The organism is Mariniblastus fucicola (assembly GCF_008087665.1).
GTDB classification, from domain to species: Bacteria; Planctomycetota; Planctomycetia; order Pirellulales; family Pirellulaceae; genus Mariniblastus; species Mariniblastus fucicola.
In genome coordinates this window covers 3,656,864-3,682,876 of record NZ_CP042912.1, presented here as the reverse complement: position 1 = coordinate 3,682,876, position 26,013 = coordinate 3,656,864, and the positions used below count along the sequence as shown (strand labels likewise).

The following is a 26,013-nucleotide window of genomic DNA, read 5'->3' as shown; positions in this document are numbered from 1 at the left end:
ATAGCTTCGCTGTGGCTTCCACCCACAGTCAGAAAACGTAACGATGGCTTTTAGTCGTTGAACTTCAACGTTCACCCTTCAAACAACGGCTAAAAGCCGTCGATACCGATGCTGCACCCTGTTTGCACTTCCGGTATGATTTCAGCGTAATTTCTTTTCCCTCAAACTGCCCATGAATCAAGCCACCAAAACCAATTGGGACCTCGCCCCTGCCCCGGAAAGCACCAGCCACGTTTCGATCAAAGAATCGTACGGGTTGTTCATCAACGGCAAGTTCGTGGAATCCTCCGGCGAAGAAAAATTCGCTTCGATCAATCCGGCAAACGAAGAACAGCTTTCGGAAATCACCGAAGCCACCGAAGCCGATGTCGACAAAGCCGTCAAAGCGGCTCGCAATGCCTACAACAAAACCTGGTCGAAACTTTCTCCGGCGCAGCGCGGCAAGTATCTGTTTCGCATCGCTCGTCTGCTTCAGGAACGAGCCCGCGAGTTGGCGGTCCTGGAATCGCTCGACGGCGGCAAACCAATTCGCGAGTCTCGGGACGTCGACATCCCGTTGGCAGCAGCCCACTTTTTCTACTACGCCGGCTGGGCCGACAAACTCGAATACGCTTTCCCTGGTCGCAAAGTTGCACCTTACGGCGTTGCCGGCCAAGTCATCCCGTGGAACTTTCCTCTGCTGATGGCCGCCTGGAAGATCGCTCCGGCGCTGGCAACAGGAAACTGCGTTGTGATCAAGCCCGCGGAGTCGACTTCGCTGACGATGTTGAAGCTGGCTGAGATATTCCAGCAAGCCGAACTGCCGCCAGGCGTAGTCAATATCGTCACCGGTCATGGAGCTGTTGGGTCGGCAATCATCAACCATAAAGACGTCGATAAAGTTGCCTTCACGGGTTCGACTCGCGTCGGCAAAATGATTCAGGAGTCGATCGCCGGAAGCGGGAAAGGCTGCACGCTCGAACTTGGTGGCAAAGCGGCGAACATTATCTTTGAGGACGCTTCGCTTGACCAGGCCGTCGAAGGCGTCATCAACGCGATTTACTTCAATCAAGGCCACGTTTGCTGTGCGGGCAGTCGTTTGTTCGTGCAAGAATCCGTTCGCGATATCGTGTTGCGGAAATTGAAGCATCGCATGAAGAGTCTGATCGTGGGCGATCCGCTGGATAAAAACACGGACATCGGAGCGATCAATTCGGCCAAGCAACTTGAAACGATCAACGGCTACATCGATATCGGCAAAGAAGAAGGCGCGACGTTTTATCAGCCGGTTTGTGAGTTGCCATCGAAAGGTTTTTGGTGTGCTCCGACGCTGTTCACCGATGTGGCTCAATCGAACCGCATTGCTCAGGAAGAGATCTTCGGTCCTGTTTTGGCAGTGCAGACTTTCCGCACGGTCGCCGAAGTGATCCAGAAAGCAAACAACACGCCTTACGGTTTGTCGGCCGGCGTTTGGACAGACAAGGGTTCGAAAATTTTCAACATGACGTCGCAAATGCGAGCCGGCATCGTGTGGGCGAACACGTTTAACAAGTTCGATCCGACTTCGCCGTTCGGCGGCTATAAAGAAAGCGGCTTTGGTCGCGAAGGCGGCATGCACGGACTCGCCGCGTATTTGAAATAGATACCGTTAGCACAGGCTCGCCGCCGGCGAACAGACGTCGGTGGCGTAGGCTTCCAGCCTGTGAACAGAATGTCTCAATGCAACAACAGGTTGGAAGCCTATTCCACCTTTTGTATGCAACACAATCTTGAAGCCTATTCCACGCATTCCATCCAACAGCAATCTGGCGGCCGTCAAGACAACAGGAAACAACATGGCTAAAGACAAACCAACCAGTACGTCATCCAACGGACGTCTCTCCGTTCTCAAAACTTACAAAATGTACGTCGGTGGCGCTTTCCCTCGCACCGAATCGGGTCGATCGTATTCGCCTGCTCCTGCCGGAAAACCGATCGCCAACATGTGCCTGGGTTCTCGCAAGGACGTTCGCAACGCCATCGTTGCTGCCCGCGCAGCACAACCGTCTTGGGCAGGACGAACGGCTTACAACCGCTGCCAAATCCTGTATCGCATCGGTGAAATGCTCGAAGGCCGCAGCGCTCAGTTCGTCGCTGAAATGGAGCTGATGGGTTTGAGTTCTGCCGCGGCGAAGAAAGAGGTCGAAGCCAGCATCGATCGACTGGTTTACTACGCCGGTTGGTGCGACAAGTACCAGCAAGTTTTCAGCAGCGTGAACCCGGTCGCTTCTTCGCACTTTAACTTTTCCGTTCTTGAACCCGGCGGCGTAGTTTTTCTGGTCGCCAACGAAGAAAGTCCATTGCTGGGCATCGTCTCGTTGCTGGCTCCGATCATCGCGTCAGGAAACACGTGCGTAATGCTGGCCAGCGAGTCCCGTCCGCTATCGGCGATCACGCTGGGAGAAGTTTTACAGACTTCCGACGTGCCGGGCGGCGTCGCCAATTTCATCACCGGAAAACTGGATGAAGTCGCCGAGCACTTTGCGAAACATCTGGACGTAAACCATGTCGCCTTCGATCGCGACGACAAGGAGACGTTGGTTTCAATCCAGAAGAACTCTGTCGGGAATCTGAAACGGGTGCGAGCCTATTCTTGTGACTGGTCCGACGTTGACTCGCAGGGGCCCTGGCTGATTCACGACTTCTGCGAAGTGAAAACGACTTGGCATCCAATCGAAAAAATTTCGGAATCCGGCTCAGGCTATTAGATACGGTTTCCAGTCAAACCATTGAACGGCAGGCCTATTGTTCGCCGGAAACCTGCAGGATCGTCGACTGCTTTCGGTTCGCGATTGTCGGACGCGGATCGGCTTGGAAAATCGAAGTCGCAACCGGAATCGAAGCTCCATTGAGCAGAGGATAGTTGCCTGACTTCGGTGCAGCAGTCGACATCGCCGTGGACGTCGAAGAACCCAACGCTCGGCTGATCGGTGAATGCGCGATCGAAGGCATCGGAGTCGGTGGCAGATTTAGCTTCGGTCTCGGATCTGCCAACATCGGATTTTGCTGCATCACAACCGATGCGTTTTGCATCAACGGAGACGGCTGCATCGGCATCGCAGGACTCGGCCCGAACTGCATAACGGTCGATGGCGTCGCGGGCTGCGTCGAAACGACTTGTGGCAACTCACTACAGCTAAACACATCATCGCACTCGCAATCCGCAGCCAGAACCGGTCGGCTTACGCCCCAATCGCCACCCGCGGCTTTGAACAAACGCACCAACTGCGTGATCGCCAGCGACTGGACCTCGAAATGATTTCGCTGATCGTTCAGCAACTGCTGCTGAGCATCGACGACGCGTTGAAAGTTTGCTTTTCCGGCACGGTATCGTTCCAGACTCAACTCAACCGCGTTTTCATCCGCTTCGATCGCTCGTTGCAACGTCAACCACTGAACGTGATAGCCCGTGTGATTGACCATCGCGTCTTCGACTTCTTTCACCGCCGCCAACGCCTGGTTCTGGTAGCTGGCGATCGCCTGGCGATACCGCGCACGATGGACTTCGATATTGTCCTCGATTCGACCGAAGTTCAAAATGTTCCACTCGATGCTTGGACCGACCGCGAACTCAAGCCCGTTCGTTTCGAACAGCCCTGAAATGTTCTTCGAACTCACGCCAACAGTTCCCAGCAACGTCAGCTGCGGGTACAAGTCCGATTCCGCGATACCGATCCGGGCACTCGCCTCGCGGACCGCCATTTCCTGTCGCCAGATGTCCGGGCGTCGTCGCAACAGGTCTGCCGGGAAACCGACATCCGGGACGGCCGGCATGGCTGGCAACGGAGCAACTCCGATGGCGGACTTAAGATCCATGTTCGGCGATTGGCCCATCAGCAACGCCAGCTGGTTGAACTCCAGATCCAATTGTTGTCGTAGCGACGCCAACAAAGAAAGCGTTCTAAACTTGAACGACTCCGTCTGGCTCTTGTCCAGTTCCGTCGACACGCCGGCTTCCATCCGCTCGGTCACCAGTGTCTCCGTGTGACCCTGAATCAGCAGGCTTTCCTCGATCAGCGACATTTGCGATTGCAGCATTCGGATCCGCAGATAGTTGCTCACAATGTCCGCGAACAAAGTCTGGCGAACGGCTTCAAATTCGCATTCCTCGAAGTGCAGCTGAGCGTCCGCGGCTTCGATCGTGCGTGCGATTTTGCCGAACAGGTCGATCTCCCAGGACGCGTCGAGCCCAAGATTGAACAGATTGAACGGGTCGCCGTTTTGTCCAACGAAAGGACGCGAGTTCGGGCTGTTTTTGGTGTACTCGTAGCTGGACTCAAGGTTCCCGTTGGGCCGCAACTGACCACCTTGCAGCATCAGATTTGCCCGAGCTTCCGTGATCCGCTCCCATGCTTCGCGAAGTGTCAGGTTCTGAGCCTGAGCGTTCTCCAGCAGTGAATTCAACATCGGGTCGCCAAACGTCAGCCACCATTGGTTCAAATCTACCTCTGGAATGGTCGGATTATGAGGCTTCGCCAAATAGTCCAGTTGCAGATTCTGTGGTTGTGGCTGAGAAAAATCCGGTCCAACAACGCAACCGTTTAACAGTAAAATGCACGCCAGCAAAGCCGCTTGAAGAATTGCTGATAGCCCGTTGAGATTCAATTTGCTAATGCGGACACTTGTGCAGTTTCGCGGCCGCATTTGTAGTGCGATGGTATCTCGTGAATGTTTTGACGGTCGCCTATTTGTCATTTGTCTCTTGAATATTTCTAACTAGAGTCAAAACAAGTTATTGCAACGGGCCGCACAAATTACCTATCGGTCAAAGTCAATTCTTCGAATCAGTGCAAAATTCGGCATTGGTCAATTCTTTCACCTTGAACCTCCAGATTTGTGATTAGCTAGCATGTCGTCCCCTTCCTCCAACGAGTCGATCATCGTCGACGGCGTTCAATATCCCGTGAAAGAGCTCACGGAGTTTGGATTCGCCGCCCCGTTTTCGTTGCCAAACGGCGAAAGAAAATCTGTCGCGACCATCGTGTTGAACGACCAGCCACTGGAAATTGAGTTTCGCGTTCGACGCATCGCCGACGGCCAGTCAGTGTGCTCTTTCGCCAACCTGCCGATCAAAACGACCGAGAAGATTCAGAGTTATTTAAAACGACGGCATCGCCAAGACTCAGGCGGGCTCGAAGAACGAACATACGATGAACTGGCCAGCGGCCAAACCGATTCGGCCTCGGCTACGGCTACGGCTTCGACTTCTACTGCCACAACAGCCGAACCGCAGCAACGAGCTCACGTCAAAGCATTCGCACTGTTGGTGATGCTGTTGGCAGGCCTCGCAATGGTGATTGTGGCACTCGTTTTCATGCGGTCCCGCAGCACGTTGAGCGTTGCCCATTCTGCACTTGTGGGAAACTCGATTCGCGTCCACTCCAAGGTTGAAGGCGAGATTGCAGAAGTGCTTGTTCGCGAAGGCGACGAGGTCCGCAAAGGGGACGTGTTGGTTCGGCTTTCGAATCCTGAGCTTTCGACGCAAAACGATCTGCTGCTGGCTCAAAGCGACACTGCGAAAGCCAAAGTTCAGGCCCTCACGAAACAACGTGAAGTGTTCAAGCAAAAGCTGACTTTCGCCAGCAAGAAACTGGAACTCGAACGCGAAGTCGCGCAGTCTGAACTGAAAGCCGCGAGGAAAGCACTCAGTAGCGCCGAAGCGGCTTACGGTCGACTGCTGCCGTTTGTTAAAAGTGGCGCCGTGACGCAACTAGAGTTGGACGAAGTCGAAAACCAGAAACTGGCAGAAGAATCGAACTGTATAGCCAGAGAGAACTTGGTCAAACAAATTGACTTTTCCATCGAAGCCGCCGGAAAGAATGTGCTTATCCTTGGCGATCGAGTTGATGACGAGCTCGGACGAATCGATGCTGAACTGGCGATGGCCAGAGCCGAGGCTCGTGAGCTTGAGAAGACTTGCCAGATCGCTGTTGATCGTGAAAAAGATCTGGTCGTTGTCGCACCTCGCGACGGCACGATTTACGTGAACTATCGTCAACAAGGCGAGTTCGTGAAAGTCGCCGACGAGCTGATGGGAATCAGCTATCCCGGAGAAACCTGGGCTGCTGGACAGGTCACTGCGGATCAGGCGTCTCGCGTTTTGCCAGGTCAACCCGTTTCGATCTCGGTTCCATCGATGAAGCACCAGTTCGACGGCGTCGTCATGGCGGTCGGGCATCGCGCGATGTACTCCAAAGGAAACTACAACGCAGAGTTCCGCGGCGCGACGGCGACTGACGTTCCCGTGAAAGTTTACATCGAGGATTTGCCGGACGATATTCCCTCGGGCATTCGCTTGAAAATGGCGATCAAAACGGGCTACGGCATCGAATGGCTCGACAACGCGATGGAATACAAGCTGATGCCGATCGGGTCTCCAACAAAAAAAGCCTCACCAGCGGATTCGAGCCAGACGCTGGCTCAGGTAACTGCGGCGTCAATTGAGCAACACGTTTCGGTCGCCGAGAACACTGCTCCGACCAACAACGTGGCTCTCACCGAAGAGCGAAAGTAACGACAGGTTCTGCAGGCGATCCAGTCGCTTCTTTCATTATGGACAAAAGCATTCGATATGACGTCTCGCTCGGTATGCGACTTCTGCGGGCGGTCCCCGTGGTTGCCGTGTACTTCGCCGTGGCGTTTCTGATTTTCATTTTCCTGCCCGATCGTGCACGAGCGATTCCACTCGAATCGATTGCCGTGCTGGGCATCATCGGTATGTGGCGCTACCTGTGGCTGATCACGCACTGTGTTCGTGCTGCGATTTACGAATACCTCGTCTATCCCAAGCTTCAGTTTCGCGCCAGTCAACTTCCTGACGAGGAGAAGTATCCCAGGCGTGTTTTCGTCATGATCCCGACCTGGAAAGAAAAGCCAGCCGTGACCGAGCGGATGCTCAAGTCGGTACTGACCGAAGCTTCCGAGATTCCCAGCGAGATGGTGATCATGGTCAACGCAGGCTCCGAGGAAGAAGACGCGATCTTCAAGCGAGTTCACGACGAATTCGATGGTGCGGATAACGTGCGGATGGAATACATTCGCCAGGTCGGCGGTAAACGTCAGGGCATGGCGGACTGTCTGTATCGGCTCTCCGAAATGGATATCGACGATTCAGACATCGTGACGTTGATGGACGGCGATACAGTTCTTGGCGCCGGCATCTATCGCAAGTGTTTGCCGCTGTTCGCGTTGTGTCCCAAAGTCGACGCGATCACGACGGACAACATCTCGGTCACCGAGGGCCACTGGCTGTATCGCAAGTGGTACACGCTGCGGTTCTCGATGCGACATCGCTACATGAAGTCGCTAAGTCTTTCCCGACAGTTGCAGGTTTTGACCGGACGGTTCTCCTTGTTCCGAGCCAGAGACTGCGTCCAACCGCAATTCATTGCCTCATTGGAAAACGATCGCATCAAGCATTGGTTGCACGGCGAGATCAAGTTCGTGACAGGTGATGACAAGAGCACCTGGTACACGCTGCTGAAGAAAGGCAGCGAAATGCTTTACGTTCCCGACGCAATCATTTTCTGCATGGAAGACTCGGGCAAGAAGCCGTTCAAGACCAGTATCCAGAAAATGCATCGCTGGTTTGGCAACATGCTTCGCAACAACGGGCGAGCGATCGGCCTGGGATTGGCAACGCAAAAGCCGTTCGTGTGGTGGTGCCACGTCGACCAGCGTTTGTCGATGTACACCAGCCTTCTGGGGCCATTTTCCGCGATTTGGGCGGCGATTTGGCTCAGTCCCTACTACCTTTTGATTTACGCGATTCTGGTAATCGTGGTCCGGACGCTGTACATTCTGATTCTGTCTTTTGAAGGCCATCGGCTTTCGCTGGTCGACATTCCGATGCTGCTGTACACGCAATGGGTTGGCAGCATCGTGAAAATCTACACGCTCTTTCATCTGCATCATCAAAAGTGGGATTCGCATCGCACGGACATGAAGGGCGAGAAAAACGGAGAACCATTTCTTGATTTCCTGATTCCGAAAATGGAAATGGGGCTCAGCTACGTCGCGTTGTTGGTGTTCGTCATCAGCGTCGTCGGCAGCAAATGACACACACCATCGAACATCACCCTGTTGGCGATAACACCATGAGATACGCATCCATTTTCGGCGCAACGTCACGTTTCGCGCTCAAGTCAGCATTCCTGTCGGGAGTTTTACTGCTGGTCCTGTTGGCGGCCTCGCAGTCCGACGCTCAGCTGATCTACCAGAACGATTTCGATCAGTACACGACCGAGCGCGTCTACACGGATGACGATCTGGACAACGATTTCAACGAGCCCCGTTTCAACGACGGTGTCACCGAAGGCCGCGTCACGATCGTTGGTGCAAGTCAGGCTCACGGCGGCGCGGGCTCGGCTTTGGCGATCGCCTATCCCGCGGGCGAAGACGGTACGAAGCAAACGGGTGCTCAGTGGCAGCTGGACTTCGACAACTCATACGAAGAACTCTACTTCAGCTATTGCGTCAAATTCGAGAGCGGATTCGACTTCGTTCGCGGCGGGAAGCTTCCCGGTTTGGCCGGCGGTACCGCTCCGACGGGCAGCACCCAAGCCGATGGTACCAATGGTTGGAATGGCCGCATGATGTGGCGGACAGACTTCGAAGGCGTTTCTGGTCAGCCGGAACAGTTGACGTCCGATGCGATTTCGTATGCCAAGTACACCGATTCTGGCTTTGACGGCACAGGCCGCGACGAGGACAAAGAGTATTGGGTCGAGAGCGACGGTTCTCGCACGACGATTAAGTCGGGAGTTTGGTACGAGATCATTCAACGGGTGAAGATGAATGATCCTGGCGAATCCAATGGCGTTTTGCAAATCTGGATCGACGGAAGACTGGTTCACGATCAACAGGACGTTCTATTTCGCACGGCGAATACGTTTGCGATCGATCAGGTTTACTTCAGCACCTTCTTCGGCGGCAACGAAGATTGGCGAACGTCGAAGGATGAGGTCGCCTACTTTGACGATTTCAAAGTCGGACTTTTGTTGTCTGATCTCAAGCCTGAGCCAGAACCCGAACCACGTTTTCTGAAAGTCCCTCAACATTTCCCGACAGTTCAGGAAGCGATTGACGACGCCAATCCTGGCGACACCGTTGCGGTTCGCGGTTTCCTTCGTGAGAACATTGTCGTCAACAAGGCCATCTTCCTTCGTGGCTACAACGGCACGCGAATCAATGCTCTTGATGTCAACTCGCCAGCGATCCGAATTACTGCCAGCGGCGTCCATTTGAAACGTTTCGAACTGCGCTACGGGCCTCATGCAGTCGTCGTCGATCCTGGCTTGAACGACATCACGGTCGAATACATCACCGCGATCTTCAATTCCGATTCGGCGATTTGTCTGAAAGAAGGCAATGACGGAGCGTTGGTCCGCAAGAATCAGGTTTACTATGCCCAGTCCGATGGCATTCGCATTGATCGTTCTGACGACGTGACGGTGATTGACAATAAAGTCTTCACCACAGACGGAACCGGATTCTCAATTTTCGGCAGCAACGACGTAACGGTTGAGGGCAATACTTCTTGGGGCAACCATGAAGGATTTTGCGTCGATGGCAATGGCAGCACGATCGAAGACAACTTTGCGTTCAAAAACTCATCAAGCGGATTCGTGTTTTCTGGCGATAACCTCGCGGTCATCGACAATTACAGTCGGCTAAACGGTTCGCACGGTTACAGCTTTTTCAATTCGTCGCACAACTCGATTAACGAAAACGTGTCGCGAGAAAACGGCGGCAATGGATTTGAGTTCACTGCGATTTCGGACAACAGTGTGATGGTCGACAACATCGCAAAGCTATGCGGCGAAGTCGGATTCTTTCTGGATTTCGCGTCCGGCAACTCGATCGATGATGCTCTTTCGTTGGACAACGAGAGCGGATTTGTGCTGACCGGGACGACATCATCGAACACGATCACGCGAAGTCTCGCGCAGGATAACCCTGTCTATGGCGTGCTCGATCAGGGAACCGGCAACGATACCAGCGGCGTCAAAAAGCGTCGCAACGGCAACGATTAGTGGTCTGTCATAAATAATCTGTGCGGTCGATGGCGTGTTAACTTCCGCTTGCGGATCGTCGCCTTTCGCTCCGCGATAGGGATTCGCAGAGGTTGGAAACGGCTTAGACACTACTCAACCGTGATCTCGACGCTACCCGAATGGCTGTTGAATTCCGGAGCATACATGCACTGCAGTTCCGCGATTCCTGTTTCGTAAACGCCCCGGTGTTGCACGCGAACCGAGTATTCAAACACGTAGGTGCCACGAGGTAAATAGTCGATGAAGAAGTGGCTGGCCGTGTCCTTCGTCGATTCGTAGTAAGCCAATCCGTCCTGAAACCTGTAACGCGAAAGCACGTTCACCGGTTCGGTTCCGCTGCCGCGATAGTCCTTCAGGTGCACGTATTCCATCGCCCGGTCGACGCGAAGTTCAACTCGCATCACCAACTCGTCGCCGACTTCCACTGGCCCATCGACCTCTGAGATCACCGGACCTTTCTCCGTGTTCTTTTTGATGTACAGGCTCTTTTTCAACGTCAGCGGCGTACCCTCATAAGGCTCGATTTTGCTGACGTCTTCGAGATACTGCCAGTGAACGCTGCCCCACGCGATCCCGTCGTCGGGCTTGGTCAGTTCGATCTGACCCATCTCCGGCTTGATCTCGCTACGAACGAATTTTTGCTCGTAGAAGCCAGTTCCGGCTTCAACTTTCTCGGGTTTGATCTCCATACTGCCAAGCTTGACCGTCACCAGTTTATCCGAGGCCAACAGATTCGTGCCGCGAAGCAGTAAGCCGTAGCACGCGTCCGCCGTGGCCTTGGTTGTCTTCCAGTTTTGCGTTTGCTTCTGCTTCAGCAGCCAGATCTTCAACTCCTCGACCTTTTCCTTGTCGCGGGCGACCTCGTCGTAAGCCTCGATCATCAAAGCCTGCGTTTCGATCGGAGCCTTGTACCACCACCACGACCGATCACCTTCACGCCAGAACATTCCCATTTCGTCGTCCTGCAAACTTCGCTCAGTCAGGCTGGCCATGATCGCGGTCGGAGTCTCGCGGTCACCAATTCGCTTCAGTGCAATCGCAAGATGCCCCTGAGACTGACGGTTGTTGAGCGTCACCCAATGCTTCTTGCCCTGCCCCACGAAATAGTCGAACGCCGATTTGTAGTTGTCGTCGACCGGTTTGTCTTTGAGGAAGAAACTGCGGCCATAAAGGTACAGGCAAACGGTCTGCGAGAGGTTGTTCTTTTCCAGATCGCCGCGTCGCTTGATGTCTTCGTAACGATTGTTGATCCACCAGTCCAGCCGATCGAGCGCCTTCAGCGCCGGAGCAACATCGACCTCGGTGCCCAGTTGCCGAAGTCGACCAAAACCCGTCGTCACATACAACGTGATGTAATCGTTGGCTCGTCCGCCGGGAAACCACGGCCATGCTCCATCGCTCAATTGCATCTGAGTCAGCTTGTCGGCGGCTCGCTGAATTTCATTCGTCATGCGATTCTTGTCGAACAAGATCCCGACATCGCGACGAGCCTGGCTTTCTTTTTTGCCGGCCTGAAGCCACGGGGATTCCGCGATCAGAACGTTGCGAAGGTCTTCGTTTTTCTCCAGCGGACTGTCGACAGCATCCGTCCCACGCCACTGTTCGAAAATCCGTTCGATCTTCGGGTCGCTGGAAACGATGTGCTGACCCAGCGAATTCGCATACAGTCGATTGAAAGTCTGTTCGCTGCACTCGTGCGGATACTCCATCAAGTACGGCAGCGACATCACCGCGTACCACGACGGGTTCGAAGTCATCTGTATCGTCAACGTTTGGCTCTGCAAAGTATCGCTTTTGCCGGCAAGCTTCAGACGCTCGAAGTCAAACGTCTTCGTTTGGTTGCCACGAATCGGCAGCGGCAACGACTCCGTGACCAGAATTCGCTTCGATAGCACGGGCAAGAATCCTTCTTCGCCGTCCGAGACTTTTTCAGTCGCACCAACGGCCTTGTAAGTCAACGCGCCAACGAAATCGGGAACTTTGATTTTCCAATACAGGGACTTCGACTGTTTGGCCGGAATCTCGAAAGCCTGATCAAGCTGCTGATTGCCGAACGCTGCGTCGACGCTTTTCGCCGTCCGAGCATCGGCAAACGTAAGCCGCACGGATCCCGATTGCGGATCGTCCGACTGATTGGAAACCTTCACCGAGAACTCCAGCAAATCGCCTTCGCGAAGGAAACGCGGCGGGTTGGGCTGAACCATCAGATCCTTGCTGGTCGTCATTTCATCCGTCAACAGCGCGGCTCGCAATTCATTGTCGTGGGCGAAACCCATGAACTTCCACTTCGTCAACGCTTCCGGAATCTCGAACTCCATCCGCACCGAGCCATCGTCGTCGACTGCAAGATGCGGGAAAAAGAACGCGGTTTCCTGCAAGTTTTTCCGTGGCGAAACTTGCTTCAGATCGACGCCGGAACTCGCGCTGGCGGAACCGCCGGGACCGGATCCTGGTTTCTTGGCGCTCACCGCGGATTTGGTCATCCGGGAGCTTGGGGCTGGTGCAGCAAAGTCAGCCGCCATTTCGTTTTCTGCCATCTCCATACCACCGGATGCGCCGAGCCCACCTCCTCCGAAACCCATTTGGCTGCGACTGCCGTAACCGCCGCCACGGCCCATCGCGCCGAAACTTCTACCGAAGTAGCCGCCTCGACTGATTCCGCCGCTCCAATAGTCAACGGACTGATACAAACCTGTGCGTTGGTCGAACTTGCGATACGATCGCGTTGCGTCTTCGTAGGAGAAGTTCGTTTTGTTTACGATTATTCGACCGAACTGGTCGTAGTTGTAAAACTTCAGGCTGACGGGAGAACGGTCGCGATAAAAAACGTTGAAGGCGTCTCTCCAACGATGAGCCGCGAAAGCGTCCAGCGAAGCGTCATACATGCCGACCACCATTTCCGCGACGGCAGATTCGGCATCAGGACCAGTGACAACCGCAGTCCACGTTTCCCTTCCGCCCGGCTGAAGCTTGGAGACAAAGTGCTCCCATTTGACGGCCAGCTTTTTGTTTGTCCACGGCACATTGATGCTGTGCCGCTGCGAATAGTTGCGGTTCTCGCGAACGTAGCTGATTCGCATCTGCAAACCACCGCGGTGCTTTTCCTCGATCGGAAACTTGATCACATGCTGAGTCGACTCCGCGCCGGTCCACCAGGACTTGATCGTTTTTCCTCGATGCGAAATTTCGATGAACGCCCGGCCGGAATCGTAGCCCGTACCCCAGATCGCCACAAACTCCTCGCCAGGTTCCACAGACTTTGTTTTCTGTTGGAAATGGTGCGGGATGCGGATCGCGAATTTGTCTCCCGTCACGTCGTTCACCATCAGCGGCAATTCCGTTTTGACCAGATTTCCGGAAGAATCCGTCGTTTCAAAAACAGCTTTAAAAGCTCCGGCATCGAGACGCACATTGGCTTCCGCCTTGCCAGAATCATCGGTGGCGACATCCATCTCCTGCAAGACCGCACCAGTCGGCCAGGCATTGATTTTCGAGAAGTCCGGTTTGTCCTGATCGGGATTGTAGCCCCAGCGATATTGTCGGCCCAAGTTGGCTCGAGCGACTCTTTCTGGCGGAGTCAGCTGATAGATCTTCAGTTTGCCTTTCGCTGATTGGCCTTCGCCATCAAGCGTGGAAACCTTTAACGACAGCGAAACATCTTCATCCGTCGTGAGCCAATCTTCGGCGCTCAGGTTGGCTTCGAGCGAAGTGTAGCCAATGCTGGTCGTCTGCGAAGCCGAACGCGTTTCCCCAGCGGTGTCCGTCACGTCGGCGAAAATCTGATAAGTGAACACGGGTTCGCTTGCTCGATCCACAGAATTGTCTGGTTCCGCCGTGAAAGTGACTTCGAATTTGCCCTCGATATCAGTCTTCAGTTCACCATTGGCCATTTCTTGGCTGTTGTTTTGCATCGGCCGGTACCAGAACCGCGAACGCCACCACGACGGATAGCGAACGGTTCGCACGACGCGCCAGGTGACTTTCGCGCCATCGATTGCTGCGCCCGTGTAAGCCGTCGCTTTTCCCTTGACTGTGACCTGTTTGCCAAGCTGGAACGCTTCGGCCGGCTTGTCGATTTCGGCAAAGAACTTGGGGCGTTTGTACTCCTCGACTCGAATCGAAGTGTTACCGTTGACCGAACATTGGATTCGCATCACACCGGTCGCGCGGTTTCGCGGTGCCGTAAAGCTGCCCGAGAAAGAACCAAACTCGTTGGCCGTGAAATCTTTCTTTTCGACTTCCTGATTGTTCGCATCGAACAGCCAAACGGTCACCTTCTTACCGATCAGCGTCGAGTACTTGTTCGTCATCGTGTTGGCCCGATAGCAAATGCCTTTAAACTGAATCGTCTGACCGGGGCGGTAGATGGAACGATCGGTGAAGAACACCGTTTGCAGTTGCGTTGTTCGATTTCGGTAGCGGCCGCCATAAATGCGATCCACGATACCTAGCGTTTGGTCGCCACTTTGGATCTGTAACTTGACCATGTTGTTGCGGTCAAGATACTTCAGCTTTGCCATTCCATTCTGATCGGTTTGAGCCCTCTGCCGATCCGTTTCAAAGCTTTTGCGCCCTTCGTACTTCCAGGCTACCTTGTCGACTGTCGCGTTTCTGATCGGCAAGCCGCTGATGGCGTCAAAGACCTGAACTTCGAACTGATTTTCACCGACGCCACGTCGAACGATCGCAGCCAGCTTGCTGATCCAGACTTCCGCCACTGAAATGCTGTTGAACTCACCGTTAACTCCTTCAACAAATTCGTCGTTGGAACAGCTGAGCAAAACGTAGCAACCGGAATCCAGCTTCAAGTTGTCCGGGGCAACCAACACGGACTCCGTTCGCTCCTGAAAATCTTTGGTTTCTGGCAAGTCAACCGACCATTGTTTTGCGATGGGAAGTTTCAGCAGTTGGGTGAACTCGTCGCCGCTAAAATTGCTTGGCGATTGCCGTTGAGCCCACTGTTTCCAGTTTTGAAAGTCGAACTTGACCAGTCGAAACCAGATTTTGCTCGTGTTGCGATAACGCACATCGACGGTGACTTCATCCCCATTCCAAACCCGTTCGGTGGAGATCTGAATGGACTTGGTCTCGATCTGTTGGGTAACGTTGCGGCACTGTTTTGCACCGATGGACGCGGGAAAGCGGGCGGGGCCCTGCTGAGCGATCTTTCTGGCTTTGACCAGATCCTTCTCATCGGACTGAATCGACATCGCTAACGCTGCCAAGGCCACTGTGCTGATCGGATGGTCGGCGTGATCATCAGAAAAACGTTGCAAAGCGGCTCGATACCGGGCGCCGGACTCACTTCCGGTCGCGACCGATCGGCCAAATCGAAACCGCATCAGCTCCGCGTCCAGGAAAGCCGAGTTTTCGTCGTCGTCGGCATGATAACGCAGAACTTCCTGCAACAAAGTGACCGCGCGGAGACGATATGAATCTTCGTCCGTGGTGTCCGGTTTCCAGTTGAGAAACTCTTTGGTTGAAGAAAAAATCGGGCCGTCGGCTGAGACTTCGAACGCATCTTGCTGACGTATGAATTGCTCATCGAGCGAATAAAAACTCAACGCGCGAAACGCCACGAAATCATAGAGCGTTGGGCGATAGCGATCGGAAACGGTCCCTTTTTCCAGCAACATTTCATAGTCGCCGATTGGAATCTTTTTAAGCTCGTCCGCGGCCTCCAATGCCGTCGTGAAATGTTTGTCGACTTCGCCCAAAATGCGAGCCAGATCCCAGGCTTCAATGTCATCACCGGGAGCCGATTGCGTTTGCGATCGCTGTTGGAACCGCCACGAGTTTTGCGAGTAATATAGATAGATGTATTCGGCCAGCATCACATTGAGCACCGGCTTCATCTGCTGTGGTGACTCCGGGATCGCAGCCTGTAGCTTCTTGATCACGTGCGGATAAACCGGCTGATCGATCTGGCCTTCCAGGAGAAACTGCGAACACATCGCCAACGTCGCTTCCGACCAAGCCTCATCGGCGACGGCACTTTTTCGAATGGCTTTCAGTTTTTCGATAGCAGACTTTGGCAACCCGCGGCTTTGATCCAACTGCGAATCGGTCCACAGCTGTTTGCGGTCCTGTTCTTCGGGAACCGAGCTGAGCAATCCTCTTTCGGTTGCAACGAATAGTCCGGCCAGAATTGAAACGAAGAGTGCGAAGCTGACAATGCGGATCATGACAAGTCCTGTGGCGACAGATGATTATCGAAAGTCCATCGGACCCGATTTTCACTTGTGACGCAAGCTCGATGATTGAGTTCCCCAATTCTTAAAACAGCGCAAACAAAAAACCAACTTCAGACCCGTCGGAGTGCGTCTGAAGTTGGCGTTTGCGGAAGCGGTAGCCAAATCTGAAATTTTTGAATTTTAGATGTAACGGTAGTTGGTGATCTTGTGGAACGAGCTTTCGACAACCGGCAACCAGACTGGCATCGACTTGATCGCGTAGAACCCTGCTGCGACGGCCAGGACAATGATGATCAGATTCGTGATCGCCTGCTCGGCACTGGCTCTTGCTTTCTGACGTGCGATTTGCTGATCGCTTTGAAGTGACGAAAGGAAGTACTTTTCTGATTCGAGCGAGTGGTAAAACTTGGACATGGTAGGGCCTGTCATTCTTCTGACGTTGGGATGCTTTCTGTGTCGAGAGAAAGGCAACGGTTGTGCCAAATCGGGAAACAGCCTGTTTCCCGAAGAAAAACACCAATTTGAAAATCCGCTGTGGTCAAAACGCAACACTTCGGTGTGTCGTGATTCGAAAACGCAGCATGATTCACAAACTACACCTGTGACTTGCCGATTACCGATCGATCGAATAACTTTTGGCCTGATTTCAAACCCCTCGAATGCCAATCCGTGAATCAGTCGCTGAAAAACAGGACCGTCGTCGTTACCGGTTCGTCGTCTGGAATTGGACGAGCGATCGCAATTGCCATGGCCAGGCAAGGAGCAGACGTTGTGTTGCACGGCCGTTCGCATACGGAGCGGATCGAGCAAGTTGCCGAAGAGATTCGAGGACTCGGACGCGAAGTGCATTGCGCCTTCGCAGACTTTGAATCAATCGAATCATGGGATGCGTTTGTCGAACAGGCTTGGAGCTGGAAATCCGGTGTCGACGTTTGGGTCAACAACGCCGGCGGCGACGTGTTGACCGGAGACTGGAAAGATGAAAGCCTGGAACGGAAGCTGGACTATTTGTTCCAGGTTGATGTCAAGGCAACGTTGATGCTGTCACGCGCGATCGGTTCACGAATGGCTGCGCGGGAATCCAAAAGTTCGAATTCGGTTCCTTCTGGTTCGGCTTCGATCATCAACATCGGATGGGATCAGGCGGCTCAAGGGATGGAAGGAGACAGCGGCGAGCTGTTTGCCACGACCAAGGGCGCGATCATGGCGATGACGAAAAGCCTGGCTCAATCGTTGGCTCCCAAAGTTCGAGTCAACTGCATCGCTCCGGGCTGGATCCAAACCAAATGGGGCGAATCCGCAAGCTCCACATGGGATGCTCGCGCCAAGTCCGATGCGTTAATGAATCGCTGGGGTCAGCCGGATGACATCGCGGCCGCTGCAGTGTTTCTCGCGAGTGAATCGTCAAGTTTTGTCTCCGGACAGGTTTTGCCCGTCAACGGTGGCTTTCAATATTACAAGGATTAGTCGAACAGAATGAACGCGTCCAAAATCACAATCGGCGAACTTGCCGTCACAGTGGTCAAAGCGACCGACGAACCCAAAGGAGCTGTGGTCCTATGTCACGGGTTTGGTGCCGGCGGCGATGACCTTGTATCGATTGCCGAAGAGATGGCGAAGGTCGACGAGAAATTTCGCAAGCTCGCGTTTCTGTTTCCCGAAGCGCCGATCGACATGAGCGAATCGATGGGCTTTGAGAGTCGCGCGTGGTGGATGATTGACGTCGACGAAATTCAGCAGCTGGCCGAACAGGGAAAATTCCAAAAGCTGAAGTCCGAATCGCCAGCGGAGCTTCCTCGTTGCAACGGAATGATCAATGAAGTAATCGAGTTTGCCTGCAATGAATATCAACTGCCTCACGCCAAAATCGTGATCGGTGGGTTCTCTCAGGGAGCCATGTTGACGACCGATGTGGCGTTGTCGCACGAAAAACAGCTGGGTGGGCTGATTGTCTGGTCAGGAACGTTGATCTGCGAAGACAAATGGACTTCACTCGTCGGCAATCATTCGTTCCCCGTTTTCCAGTCGCACGGGACGCTCGATCCAATCCTTCCGTTCGACGTCGCGGTCGATCTCTGCACGATGTTTTCAGACGCAGACATGAACATTGAGTTCACAGAATTCGACGGCCCACATACTCTACCCGTGAGCGCCATGAAGGGCGCCGTGAAACTGCTGCGTAAGGTTTTCAAGCTGTAGTTTTTTGGGCGATCCGTTAGCCTGGCGGGTCAGCATCGTACTTCGCCGTCGGACTACTTTGCCGAAAACTTGAACACGGTCTGGGACTGATAACTTTCTCCAGGCTGCAGGATAGTCGACGGAAAGCTGGGTTGGTTCGGGCTGTCGGGGAAGTGCTGTGTCTCCAGGCAGAAACCACCGCGGTGCAAGTAAGTCTTGCCAGACTTGCCTTTCAAACGCCCGTCAAGAAAATTTCCGCTGTAGAACTGGATGCCGGGCTCCGTCGTGTGGACTTCCATCATACGACCCGATTCCGGTTCGTGGACTTTGGCCGCAAGAGTCAGTTGGCCCTCTTTGCCGTCTTTGTCCAACACCCAGTTGTGATCAAAACCGCCGCCGTACTTCAGCTGTTCATGCCGGTCGTTGATCTGGTTCTTGATCGGACGCATCGTCAGGAAGCTGAGTGCCGTTCCGTCCACGTCCAACAGCTCTCCGGTCGGGATCAGACCTTCATCGACCGGCGTCATCTGTTTTGCATTGAGCATTAGTTCGTGATCGAGAAACGTGCCCTGCCCTTCGCCTTTAAAATTGAAGTACGTGTGTTGCGTTACGTTTACCGGCGTCGCTTTGTCTGTCGTTGCCGAGTAATCGACAGTCAGCGCATTCGCATCGTCGAGCGTATATGTGACGGTGACTTTCAGATTTCCCGGATAGCCTTCTTCAAGGTCCTTCGCCAAATAGGAAAGCTTGAGTGACTTGCTCTCGTCGTAGTTCTCAACCGTCCAGACGACTTTGTCAAAACCCATCGCTCCGCCATGAAGATGGTTGGCTCCATTGTTTTTCAGCAAGGAATAAGTTTCGCCATTGATCTCAAACTCACCATTGGCGATACGGTTTCCGTAGCGACCGACGACGGCGCCGAAGTACGGTTTGTCGACGGCGTTGATGTAGTCCTCGACGCGGTTGTAGCCTAAGGCGACGTCTGCCATTTTCCCGTCGCGGTCGGGCACAACAATCGAAGTGATAATCGCACCGTAATTGGTCGCCTTCACGGTGACACCGGAAGCGTTTTTCAGCGTATAGAGTTTGATCGAATCGAAGTCCTCGACTTGCCCTGAGGCAACGCTACTACCAATCATCATCGTGAAAACTGCCCATCCCCAAAGAATCGTTTGGTTCATTGTGTCCCCTTTTTGCCGGTGATGTTCGCTTGCCTGAAATTGACCGTCGCGATTGCAGGAAGCCGCAAACGTCGCTGGGTCACAGTTAGTCGTTGAGTTTTTCACCGGTTTGCCATATTCTGATCCCGCGAAACGTAACTTACCATCCCGGATAACCATGCCCAAAGACTTTCTAAAAGGAGCCTCGGACGAATACGATGTCGTCGTCATCGGAAGCGGCCTCGGGGGAATGACCGCCGCAAACATTCTTGCCCGTGACGGCATGAAAGTTCTGCTTCTCGAACAGCACTATAAGCTTGGTGGATTGGCGACCTGGTTTAAACGCCCTGGCGGCCACATTTTTGACATTTCTCTGCACGGGTTCCCATACGGGATGGTGAAAAGCTGCCGTCGATATTGGTCCAAAGAGATCGCGGATTCGATCGTGCAACTAAAAGGCGTTCGTTTCGACAATCCGATGTTCTCCTTGACGACGACCTTCGATCGGAAGGACTTTACGAATCTGTTGACCAGTGATTTCGGTATCGAAGAAGAAACCGTTTCGCGATTTTTCGACACCGCGCGCGGGATGAACTTTTACGACGACCAGGATCGTACGACGCGAGACCTGTTCGAGGAATTCTTCCCAGGCCGCGAGGACGTGGTTCGCTTGCTGATGGAGCCCATCGTCTACGCAAACGGTTCGACGCTCGAAGACCCGGCGCTAACTTATGGCATCGTGTTTTCCAACTTCATGTCCAAAGGCGTCTTTGTCTTTCAGGGCGGCACGGACAAACTGGTCAAGTCCATGGAGAAAGAACTCAAGGCCAATGGCGCGGATGTTCGCATCAACTGCGACGTCGAAAAGATCAACGTCAAAAACGATGCCGTCGAATCGGTGGTCGTCAATGGACGCACAATCAGGTGCAAGGCGGTCGTTTCCAACGCGAACTTGCGGTCGACGATTTTCAACATGGTTGGCGAAGACCATTTCGACAATTCTTTTGTCGACGACGCCAAAGAAGTGCGGCTGAACAATTCCAGCACGCAGGTTTATATGGCGATGAATCCGGACGACACCGTTCCGCGGGAGACAGGCGATCTGCTGTTTTCCAGCACAGCGGAACGATTCGAAACGGATTTGTTGCTCAGTCGCGACATCACCAGTCGTACTTTCTCGTTCTACTATCCCGACACGCGTCCGGACAAGAAAGAGCGTACGTTGATCGTTTCCAGCACCAATGCGAATTTCTCGGACTGGAACGACATGAGCAAAGAAGAATACGAAGCCAGCAAGCAGGATTTGATCGAGACGACTTTCGACGCCCTGGAAAAGTATGTGCCGAATTGCCGCGAGCGAATCGCGCACGTCGAAGCTGCTACGCCGATCACATTTGAACACTACACGAAACACATCAGCGGAGCATCGTTCGGTACCAAATTCGAAGGCCTCGCGGTCAGTCGCAAGTTGCCCGAACAGGTCACCGGTCTGTATCACGCTGGAAGCTGTGGCATCATCATGTCCGGCTGGTTGGGCACGATCAACTACGGTGTGATCGTCGCCAATGATGTCATCAACCAAATTACCAGTGCTTCGATGCCGGCTTAAGGCGTCGCCCGCGAGGGACGTTCGAATCCTGGTTCAGAAATCCTCTTTCCGCAAATCTCATTCTACAAACCGCCTGAACGCAATGTCGCTTGAAGCCATCCACGCAGCCATTCCTCATCGTGCTCCGATGCTGTTGGTTGACGAAATTGTCAGCCAGGAAGAAGACTCGATCGTCTGCGGTAAGACGTTTCACGCCGAAGAATATTTCTTTCAAGGGCATTATCCCGACCAGCCGATTGTGCCGGGCGTAATTCTCTGCGAAGCCACCGTTCAGTCGGGAGCGATTTTACTTTCGTCGAAAATGAAGCAGCAAACGGGCGTGCCAGTGCTGACTCGAATGGCAGATGTTAAATTCAAAAACATGGTACGGCCAGGCGACTCGATTGAAATGTCGGTCAAGATCGACGATATCGTTTCCAGTGCCTTTTACCTTACCGGCGTCGCCAGAGTGAACGGGAAAGTTGCGGCTCGACTATCGTTCACATGCACAGTCGCGGAAGCAGGTTAAGCGAATGGACTTTTTAAAGCTCAGCGGAAAACCCGTCGTCGTATTTGGTGTCGCGAACAAAAAGTCCGTCGCGTGGCACATCGGCAAAACACTGGAACAGCATGGCGCGAAAGTTATCTACGTCGTTCGCAGCGAAGCCCGCAAAGAATCAACGGCCAAACTGCTTGGCGATCGACCGGTTTACGTTTGCGACGTGGAGTTCGAAGAGCAAATTGAATCTGTGCGCGATCAAATCGTTGCAGACCACCCTGAACCCATCGCCGGGCTGGTGCACTCCATCGCCTTCGCTGCCTATGACGAAAGCGGTATCAAACCGTTTCACGAAACGGGAAAACAGCAGTTGCTGCGGACTTTCGATATCTCCTGCTTTTCTCTGATCGCGGTGTGCAACGCATTCAAAGTACAGCTCGCCCACGATGCCTCGGTCGTGACGATTTCCATTTCCACAACCACGATGGCCAGCGAAAACTATGGCTTCATGGCTCCGGTAAAAGCTGCTCTCGATAGCTCGTTGGCGTTCTTGGCCAAGAGCTTTTCAAAGTTTTCTGAAATCCGTTTCAATGCCGTCGCGCCAGGATTGTTGAAGACTTCTGCTTCGGCCGGAATCCCTGGTTACGTCGACGCGTACCTGTTTGCAGAAACGGTCATCCCGCGAGGCAAGGCAATCCAGACGCAAGAGGCCGCCGACGCCGCCTGTTTTCTCCTTAGCCCGCGATCGTCCGGAATTAACGCTCAGCGGATCGTGATCGATGCCGGAATGGCGATCAACTATTTCGACAATGAGATAATCGCAAAACAAATGAAGCTCGATTGACGCTCGATGTTATAATGAAGGTTGCTTAACCTTAACGATTTAGTCTTGCTTTCAATCCACCATGGGGATTCGATTCCACTGCAACCATTGCGACAATCGCCTGAACGTCAAGGCGAAGCAGGCCGGGCAATTCTGTATCTGTCCGCAATGCGAGAGCGAAATTCGGGTTCCGCTTGAGTCGACTGTTGAGCCGCCGGTGAATCGCAAGAAGAAGCGTCATCGGCGAAAGGCCAAGCCTGTCGAGGTCGATGTTTCGCCACAGGTCAGTGAGCCTGCATCGATCGAGTTGCCTCTACCTGAGGAATCTGGATCCGTACCGGTCGCATCTGGAACGCGGTCGCCATCAAGCGAAGTTTCCCTCGAACCAATCGACGAATTTTCCTCTCAGAAAACGCTGCACGATCGTTCTCCGATGACGCAGCGATCCGTTCTGCCAACAGAGTTATCGGTTGGCGTCGATGTTGCTTCCGGGAAGGACGCGAATTCAAGTTCGGATTCGGAGATGGGTCGGCTTCCGGTCGCGCCCGTCGTCCCGACTGTAAAAAATGCTGCTTCGATCGAGCCTGTTGAGGAATCTGTCGACGAGATGCCTGAGTCGGCTTTCGACGACAATGAAGATTTCGATTCAGCCTCGGCTTTGGATGATTTGCTGTCCTCCGACGAGCGAAAAATCGTCGGTGAAGAAGCGGAAAACGCTGAGTCATTTTTGCTCGCCAAGCCAGTCGTGAAGGTGGAGGAGCATCCTTTAAAAGCGAACCCGAATTTGGTCTGGTATCTGCGACACAAGCGTCTTGGTGAGAAAGGCCCGTTGAAGGCTCAGCAAATTGAATCGATGCTGGAGTCCGGACAGATTCGTGAGGACCACATCGTGTGGCGGGAAGATTGGAATGACTGGCTCCCGGCCGCGGAAATTTTTCCTGAGTTGGCTGCAGATCAGAATCAAAATGCCGCGTACGAGATACCTGACGAACTCAACCCGCATTCGGAAGCGAATCGAAAGCGTCGAGCTCAGAAGCGTTTTTGGTGGTGTTTCAGTGTCGCTGCTTTTCTTCTGGTCCTGGTTTTGGTCTACTGGTTGACTCAGTTCGGTTGGTAACGATTCAGGTAGAAAAATGTTGTTCAAGACGAAATTCAAATCTTCTGTTTTGCTCGGTTTGTTGTCGGTTGGCGTGATGGTTGGCTGCGATTCCGCGACCGATACGGATGTCAAAAAAGTCGACGAGGCAACCGTGTCTTCCACCGAAACTTCGGAGCCAGATGCGGAAACATCGACTCCTAAGGATGACGGGGCAGACAGTGAAACGAACTCCAACGAGTCCGCGGAACCGGAAGATGCGGCACCCGAAACTGCTGCCAGCGATGCGACAAATGCAGAGCCGACCGAAGATGCGGCTGAGGGAGAAGCTGGTTTCGACGTCTCTGTCGCGGAAGGCGGCGCACTGACATTCAAGGCTCCAGCTTCGTGGAAGAAAGTCAAACCGCGGTCGTTCGTTGTCGAGTACGAGATTGCCGTGCCGAAGTCGGAAGGCGAAGCCGAAGATGCTGCCGACGGACGACTGACCATCATGGGCGCGGGCGGAAGCGTGCAAGCCAATATCGATCGATGGTACGGCCAGTACACTCAACCTGATGGCGGTGAGACGAAGGACGCGTCAAAGGTCACCGAAACGATGATCGGGGAAACCAAGGTGACGTGGGTCGATATCACCGGCACGTTGATGGATACTCCAGGCGGACCGATGGCGGGCGGTAAAGTCGTGGAACGTGAAAACTACCGGACGTTGGCTGCGATCGTTCAGGCCGGAGAACACGGTCAGTACTTCATCAAGCTTTACGGGCCAGGAAAAACGATCTCGGACAACGAAGCTGCTTTCAAGGCATTTGTTGAGAGTCTTGAAATCAACGACGAAGCCAGAGGACTTTAAGTCGGTTCTGTGGATCGTCCGAAAATCCGGGCCGTGACCTTTGACATGGACGGCCTGATGTTCAACACCGAAGACCTCTACGACATCGTCGGAGAGCAGTTGCTCAATCGCCGCGGTCAGAGTTTCACGCCGGAAATCAAAATGGCGATGATGGGTTTGCCGGGTGTCGTGGCGTTCGGCGTTATGAAAGAGCTTTGCTCGCTGGATGATTCAGTCGAAGCATTGGCGGAAGAATGCGAAGCTCTGTTTGCGGACCTGTTGCCAAAGCGAATTCAAAAAATGCCTGGACTGGATGTGCTGCTGGGGTTGCTTGAAACTTCTGGCATCCCCAAAGCCATCGCCACCAGTTCGCACGCCCGTTTCGCCACAACCGCTTTGGAAATGTTCGATCTTCAGCCGCGTTTTGAATTTGTGCTGACGGCCGAAAGCGTGACTCAGGGGAAACCGCATCCTGAGATTTATTTGAGTGCCGCCGAAAAACACAGTGTCGATCCGGCGGAAATGTTGGTGCTCGAAGACAGTATTCATGGCAGTAACGCCGCGCTTGCTGCCGGCGCAACGACGATCGGAGTTCCCTCTCGCAGAGTCGATCGGGCTCAGTTTGGATCTGTTTACGCGATTTGCGACCGCCTGGACGATGCTCGAGTGCTTGAATTGATTCGAAACTGACCGCCGGGGTTGAACGAGGCTTGCGATATTTCGTCGTCGAAAGATACTGATTGCTCCCAATCCATGCCCTGCCCGATTCATTGAAAACATGAGTACCCCAGACGCTCCCATTGCCATTGTTCTTGCTGCCGGAAAAGGCACTCGTATGAAATCCGAGTTGCCGAAAGTGCTCTGCGAAGCTGCTGGGCGACCACTGGTCAGCTACGTCATTGACTCGCTCCGTACGGCTGGAGTTGGGAAAATCGTTGCCGTCGTTGGATATCGGGCCGACCTCGTAAAAGAGACATTGGCCAGCGACAACGACATCGATTTCGCTTTACAGGAAGAGCAGCTTGGAACCGGACACGCGGTGATGATGTGCCGTGAAGCCATCGCCAACCATAACGGCCCGGTCGTGGTCGTGGCTGGAGATTCTCCAATGCTGCAATCCGATTCAATCGCAGCTCTCTTGAAAGATTTTGCCGACACCAATCCGGCCTGTATTCTCGGCACGCTGATTCACGAGGATCCAACGGGGCTTGGCCGCATTGTTCGCGATGGCGACGGAAAGTTTACCGGGATCGTCGAAGAGAAAGACGCTTCAGAAGACGAGAAAGCGATCAGCGAAGTCAATATGAGCACTTATGTGTTCGATTGCCAAAAAATGCTGGGAGCACTCGATCGGTTGACCGATGACAACCGTCAGAAGGAATACTACATTACCGACGTGCCGGGCATTATGCTGGCCGATGGCGAGGACGTGCGTGCATTGCCGGTGCTCAAGCCGATCGAAGCACTCAGCGTCAACACGGTTGAGCATCTTCAAGCCGTCGAAGAAGCTTTGCTGAAACAACAATAAGAAGTCGTCACCTAGCCTGCCACCTACGTCAATGTTACTCAGTCG

General features: G+C 53.7%; 18 protein-coding genes. 14 read left to right on the top strand and 4 right to left on the bottom strand.

Annotated features, from left to right (window positions below):
• The first annotated feature begins 172 nt into the window (after positions 1-172).
• Positions 173-1,621 carry an aldehyde dehydrogenase family protein gene (locus tag MFFC18_RS13470; RefSeq protein WP_075086071.1) on the top strand — a complete coding sequence of 483 codons (1,449 nt, stop codon included), beginning with the start codon at positions 173-175 and terminating at the stop codon, positions 1,619-1,621.
• A 193-nt stretch (positions 1,622-1,814) separates the two neighbouring features.
• Complete coding sequence (locus tag MFFC18_RS13465; RefSeq protein ID WP_075086125.1) at positions 1,815-2,726, top strand: aldehyde dehydrogenase family protein; 912 nt, start codon at positions 1,815-1,817, stop codon at positions 2,724-2,726.
• Between the two features lie 34 nt (positions 2,727-2,760).
• Here the strand turns inward: MFFC18_RS13465 and MFFC18_RS13460 are convergent, their stop codons facing one another.
• Complete coding sequence (locus MFFC18_RS13460) at positions 2,761-4,662, bottom strand: efflux transporter outer membrane subunit (protein ID WP_075086072.1); 1,902 nt, start codon at positions 4,660-4,662, stop codon at positions 2,761-2,763.
• A 205-nt stretch (positions 4,663-4,867) separates the two neighbouring features.
• Between MFFC18_RS13460 and MFFC18_RS13455 the strand changes: the two genes are divergently transcribed.
• Genes MFFC18_RS13455 through MFFC18_RS13445 form a run of 3 tightly spaced genes read left to right on the top strand, consistent with a single transcriptional unit; the run spans position 4,868 to position 10,052 of the window.
• The gene (locus tag MFFC18_RS13455) at positions 4,868-6,532 is read left to right on the top strand and encodes an HlyD family secretion protein (protein WP_075086073.1); all 1,665 of its coding nucleotides are present in this window, start codon (positions 4,868-4,870) and stop codon (positions 6,530-6,532) included.
• Positions 6,533-6,570: 38 nt separating this feature from the next.
• Entirely contained in the window at positions 6,571-8,076 is a 1,506-nt protein-coding gene (locus MFFC18_RS13450; protein WP_075086074.1) for a glycosyltransferase, read from the top strand.
• Between the two features lie 38 nt (positions 8,077-8,114).
• Positions 8,115-10,052 carry a polysaccharide lyase gene (locus tag MFFC18_RS13445; protein ID WP_157665237.1) on the top strand — a complete coding sequence of 646 codons (1,938 nt, stop codon included), beginning with the start codon at positions 8,115-8,117 and terminating at the stop codon, positions 10,050-10,052.
• Positions 10,053-10,162: 110 nt separating this feature from the next.
• Here MFFC18_RS13445 and MFFC18_RS13440 read toward each other — a convergent pair whose 3' ends face one another.
• Positions 10,163-16,258 (bottom strand): alpha-2-macroglobulin family protein, encoded by a 6,096-nt coding sequence (locus MFFC18_RS13440; RefSeq protein WP_075086076.1) that lies wholly within the window; start codon positions 16,256-16,258, stop codon positions 10,163-10,165.
• Positions 16,259-16,447: 189 nt separating this feature from the next.
• Positions 16,448-16,681, bottom strand: a complete 234-nt coding sequence (locus tag MFFC18_RS13435; protein WP_075086077.1) for a hypothetical protein — start codon at positions 16,679-16,681, stop codon at positions 16,448-16,450.
• Positions 16,682-16,936: 255 nt separating this feature from the next.
• On the opposite strand from MFFC18_RS13435, the gene MFFC18_RS13430 reads away from it, so the two are divergent.
• On the top strand, positions 16,937-17,734 hold the full coding sequence (locus MFFC18_RS13430) for an SDR family NAD(P)-dependent oxidoreductase (RefSeq protein ID WP_075086079.1): 798 nt from the start codon (positions 16,937-16,939) through the stop codon (positions 17,732-17,734).
• Positions 17,735-17,743: 9 nt separating this feature from the next.
• Positions 17,744-18,466, top strand: a complete 723-nt coding sequence (locus tag MFFC18_RS13425; protein WP_075086080.1) for an alpha/beta hydrolase — start codon at positions 17,744-17,746, stop codon at positions 18,464-18,466.
• 53 nt (positions 18,467-18,519) lie between these two features.
• Here MFFC18_RS13425 and MFFC18_RS13420 read toward each other — a convergent pair whose 3' ends face one another.
• Positions 18,520-19,587, bottom strand: a complete 1,068-nt coding sequence (locus MFFC18_RS13420; protein WP_075086126.1) for an aldose epimerase family protein — start codon at positions 19,585-19,587, stop codon at positions 18,520-18,522.
• A gap of 196 nt (positions 19,588-19,783) precedes the next feature.
• On the opposite strand from MFFC18_RS13420, the gene MFFC18_RS13415 reads away from it, so the two are divergent.
• From MFFC18_RS13415 to MFFC18_RS13385, 7 genes are all read left to right on the top strand, one after another.
• Entirely contained in the window at positions 19,784-21,214 is a 1,431-nt protein-coding gene (locus tag MFFC18_RS13415) for a phytoene desaturase family protein (RefSeq protein WP_075086081.1), read from the top strand.
• Positions 21,215-21,296: 82 nt separating this feature from the next.
• Positions 21,297-21,722 (top strand): 3-hydroxyacyl-ACP dehydratase FabZ, encoded by a 426-nt coding sequence (gene fabZ / locus MFFC18_RS13410; RefSeq protein ID WP_075086082.1) that lies wholly within the window; start codon positions 21,297-21,299, stop codon positions 21,720-21,722.
• A gap of 4 nt (positions 21,723-21,726) precedes the next feature.
• Positions 21,727-22,536, top strand: coding sequence for an enoyl-ACP reductase FabI (locus MFFC18_RS13405; protein ID WP_075086083.1), 810 nt, complete (start codon positions 21,727-21,729; stop codon positions 22,534-22,536).
• Positions 22,537-22,597: 61 nt separating this feature from the next.
• Entirely contained in the window at positions 22,598-23,632 is a 1,035-nt protein-coding gene (locus MFFC18_RS13400) for a DUF4339 domain-containing protein (RefSeq protein WP_075086084.1), read from the top strand.
• 16 nt (positions 23,633-23,648) lie between these two features.
• Positions 23,649-24,461 carry a hypothetical protein gene (locus tag MFFC18_RS13395; RefSeq protein WP_075086085.1) on the top strand — a complete coding sequence of 271 codons (813 nt, stop codon included), beginning with the start codon at positions 23,649-23,651 and terminating at the stop codon, positions 24,459-24,461.
• Between the two features lie 9 nt (positions 24,462-24,470).
• Positions 24,471-25,130 (top strand): HAD family hydrolase, encoded by a 660-nt coding sequence (locus MFFC18_RS13390; protein ID WP_084417374.1) that lies wholly within the window; start codon positions 24,471-24,473, stop codon positions 25,128-25,130.
• A gap of 88 nt (positions 25,131-25,218) precedes the next feature.
• On the top strand, positions 25,219-25,968 hold the full coding sequence (locus MFFC18_RS13385) for a sugar phosphate nucleotidyltransferase (RefSeq protein WP_075086086.1): 750 nt from the start codon (positions 25,219-25,221) through the stop codon (positions 25,966-25,968).
• Positions 25,969-26,013: the final 45 nt, after the last annotated feature.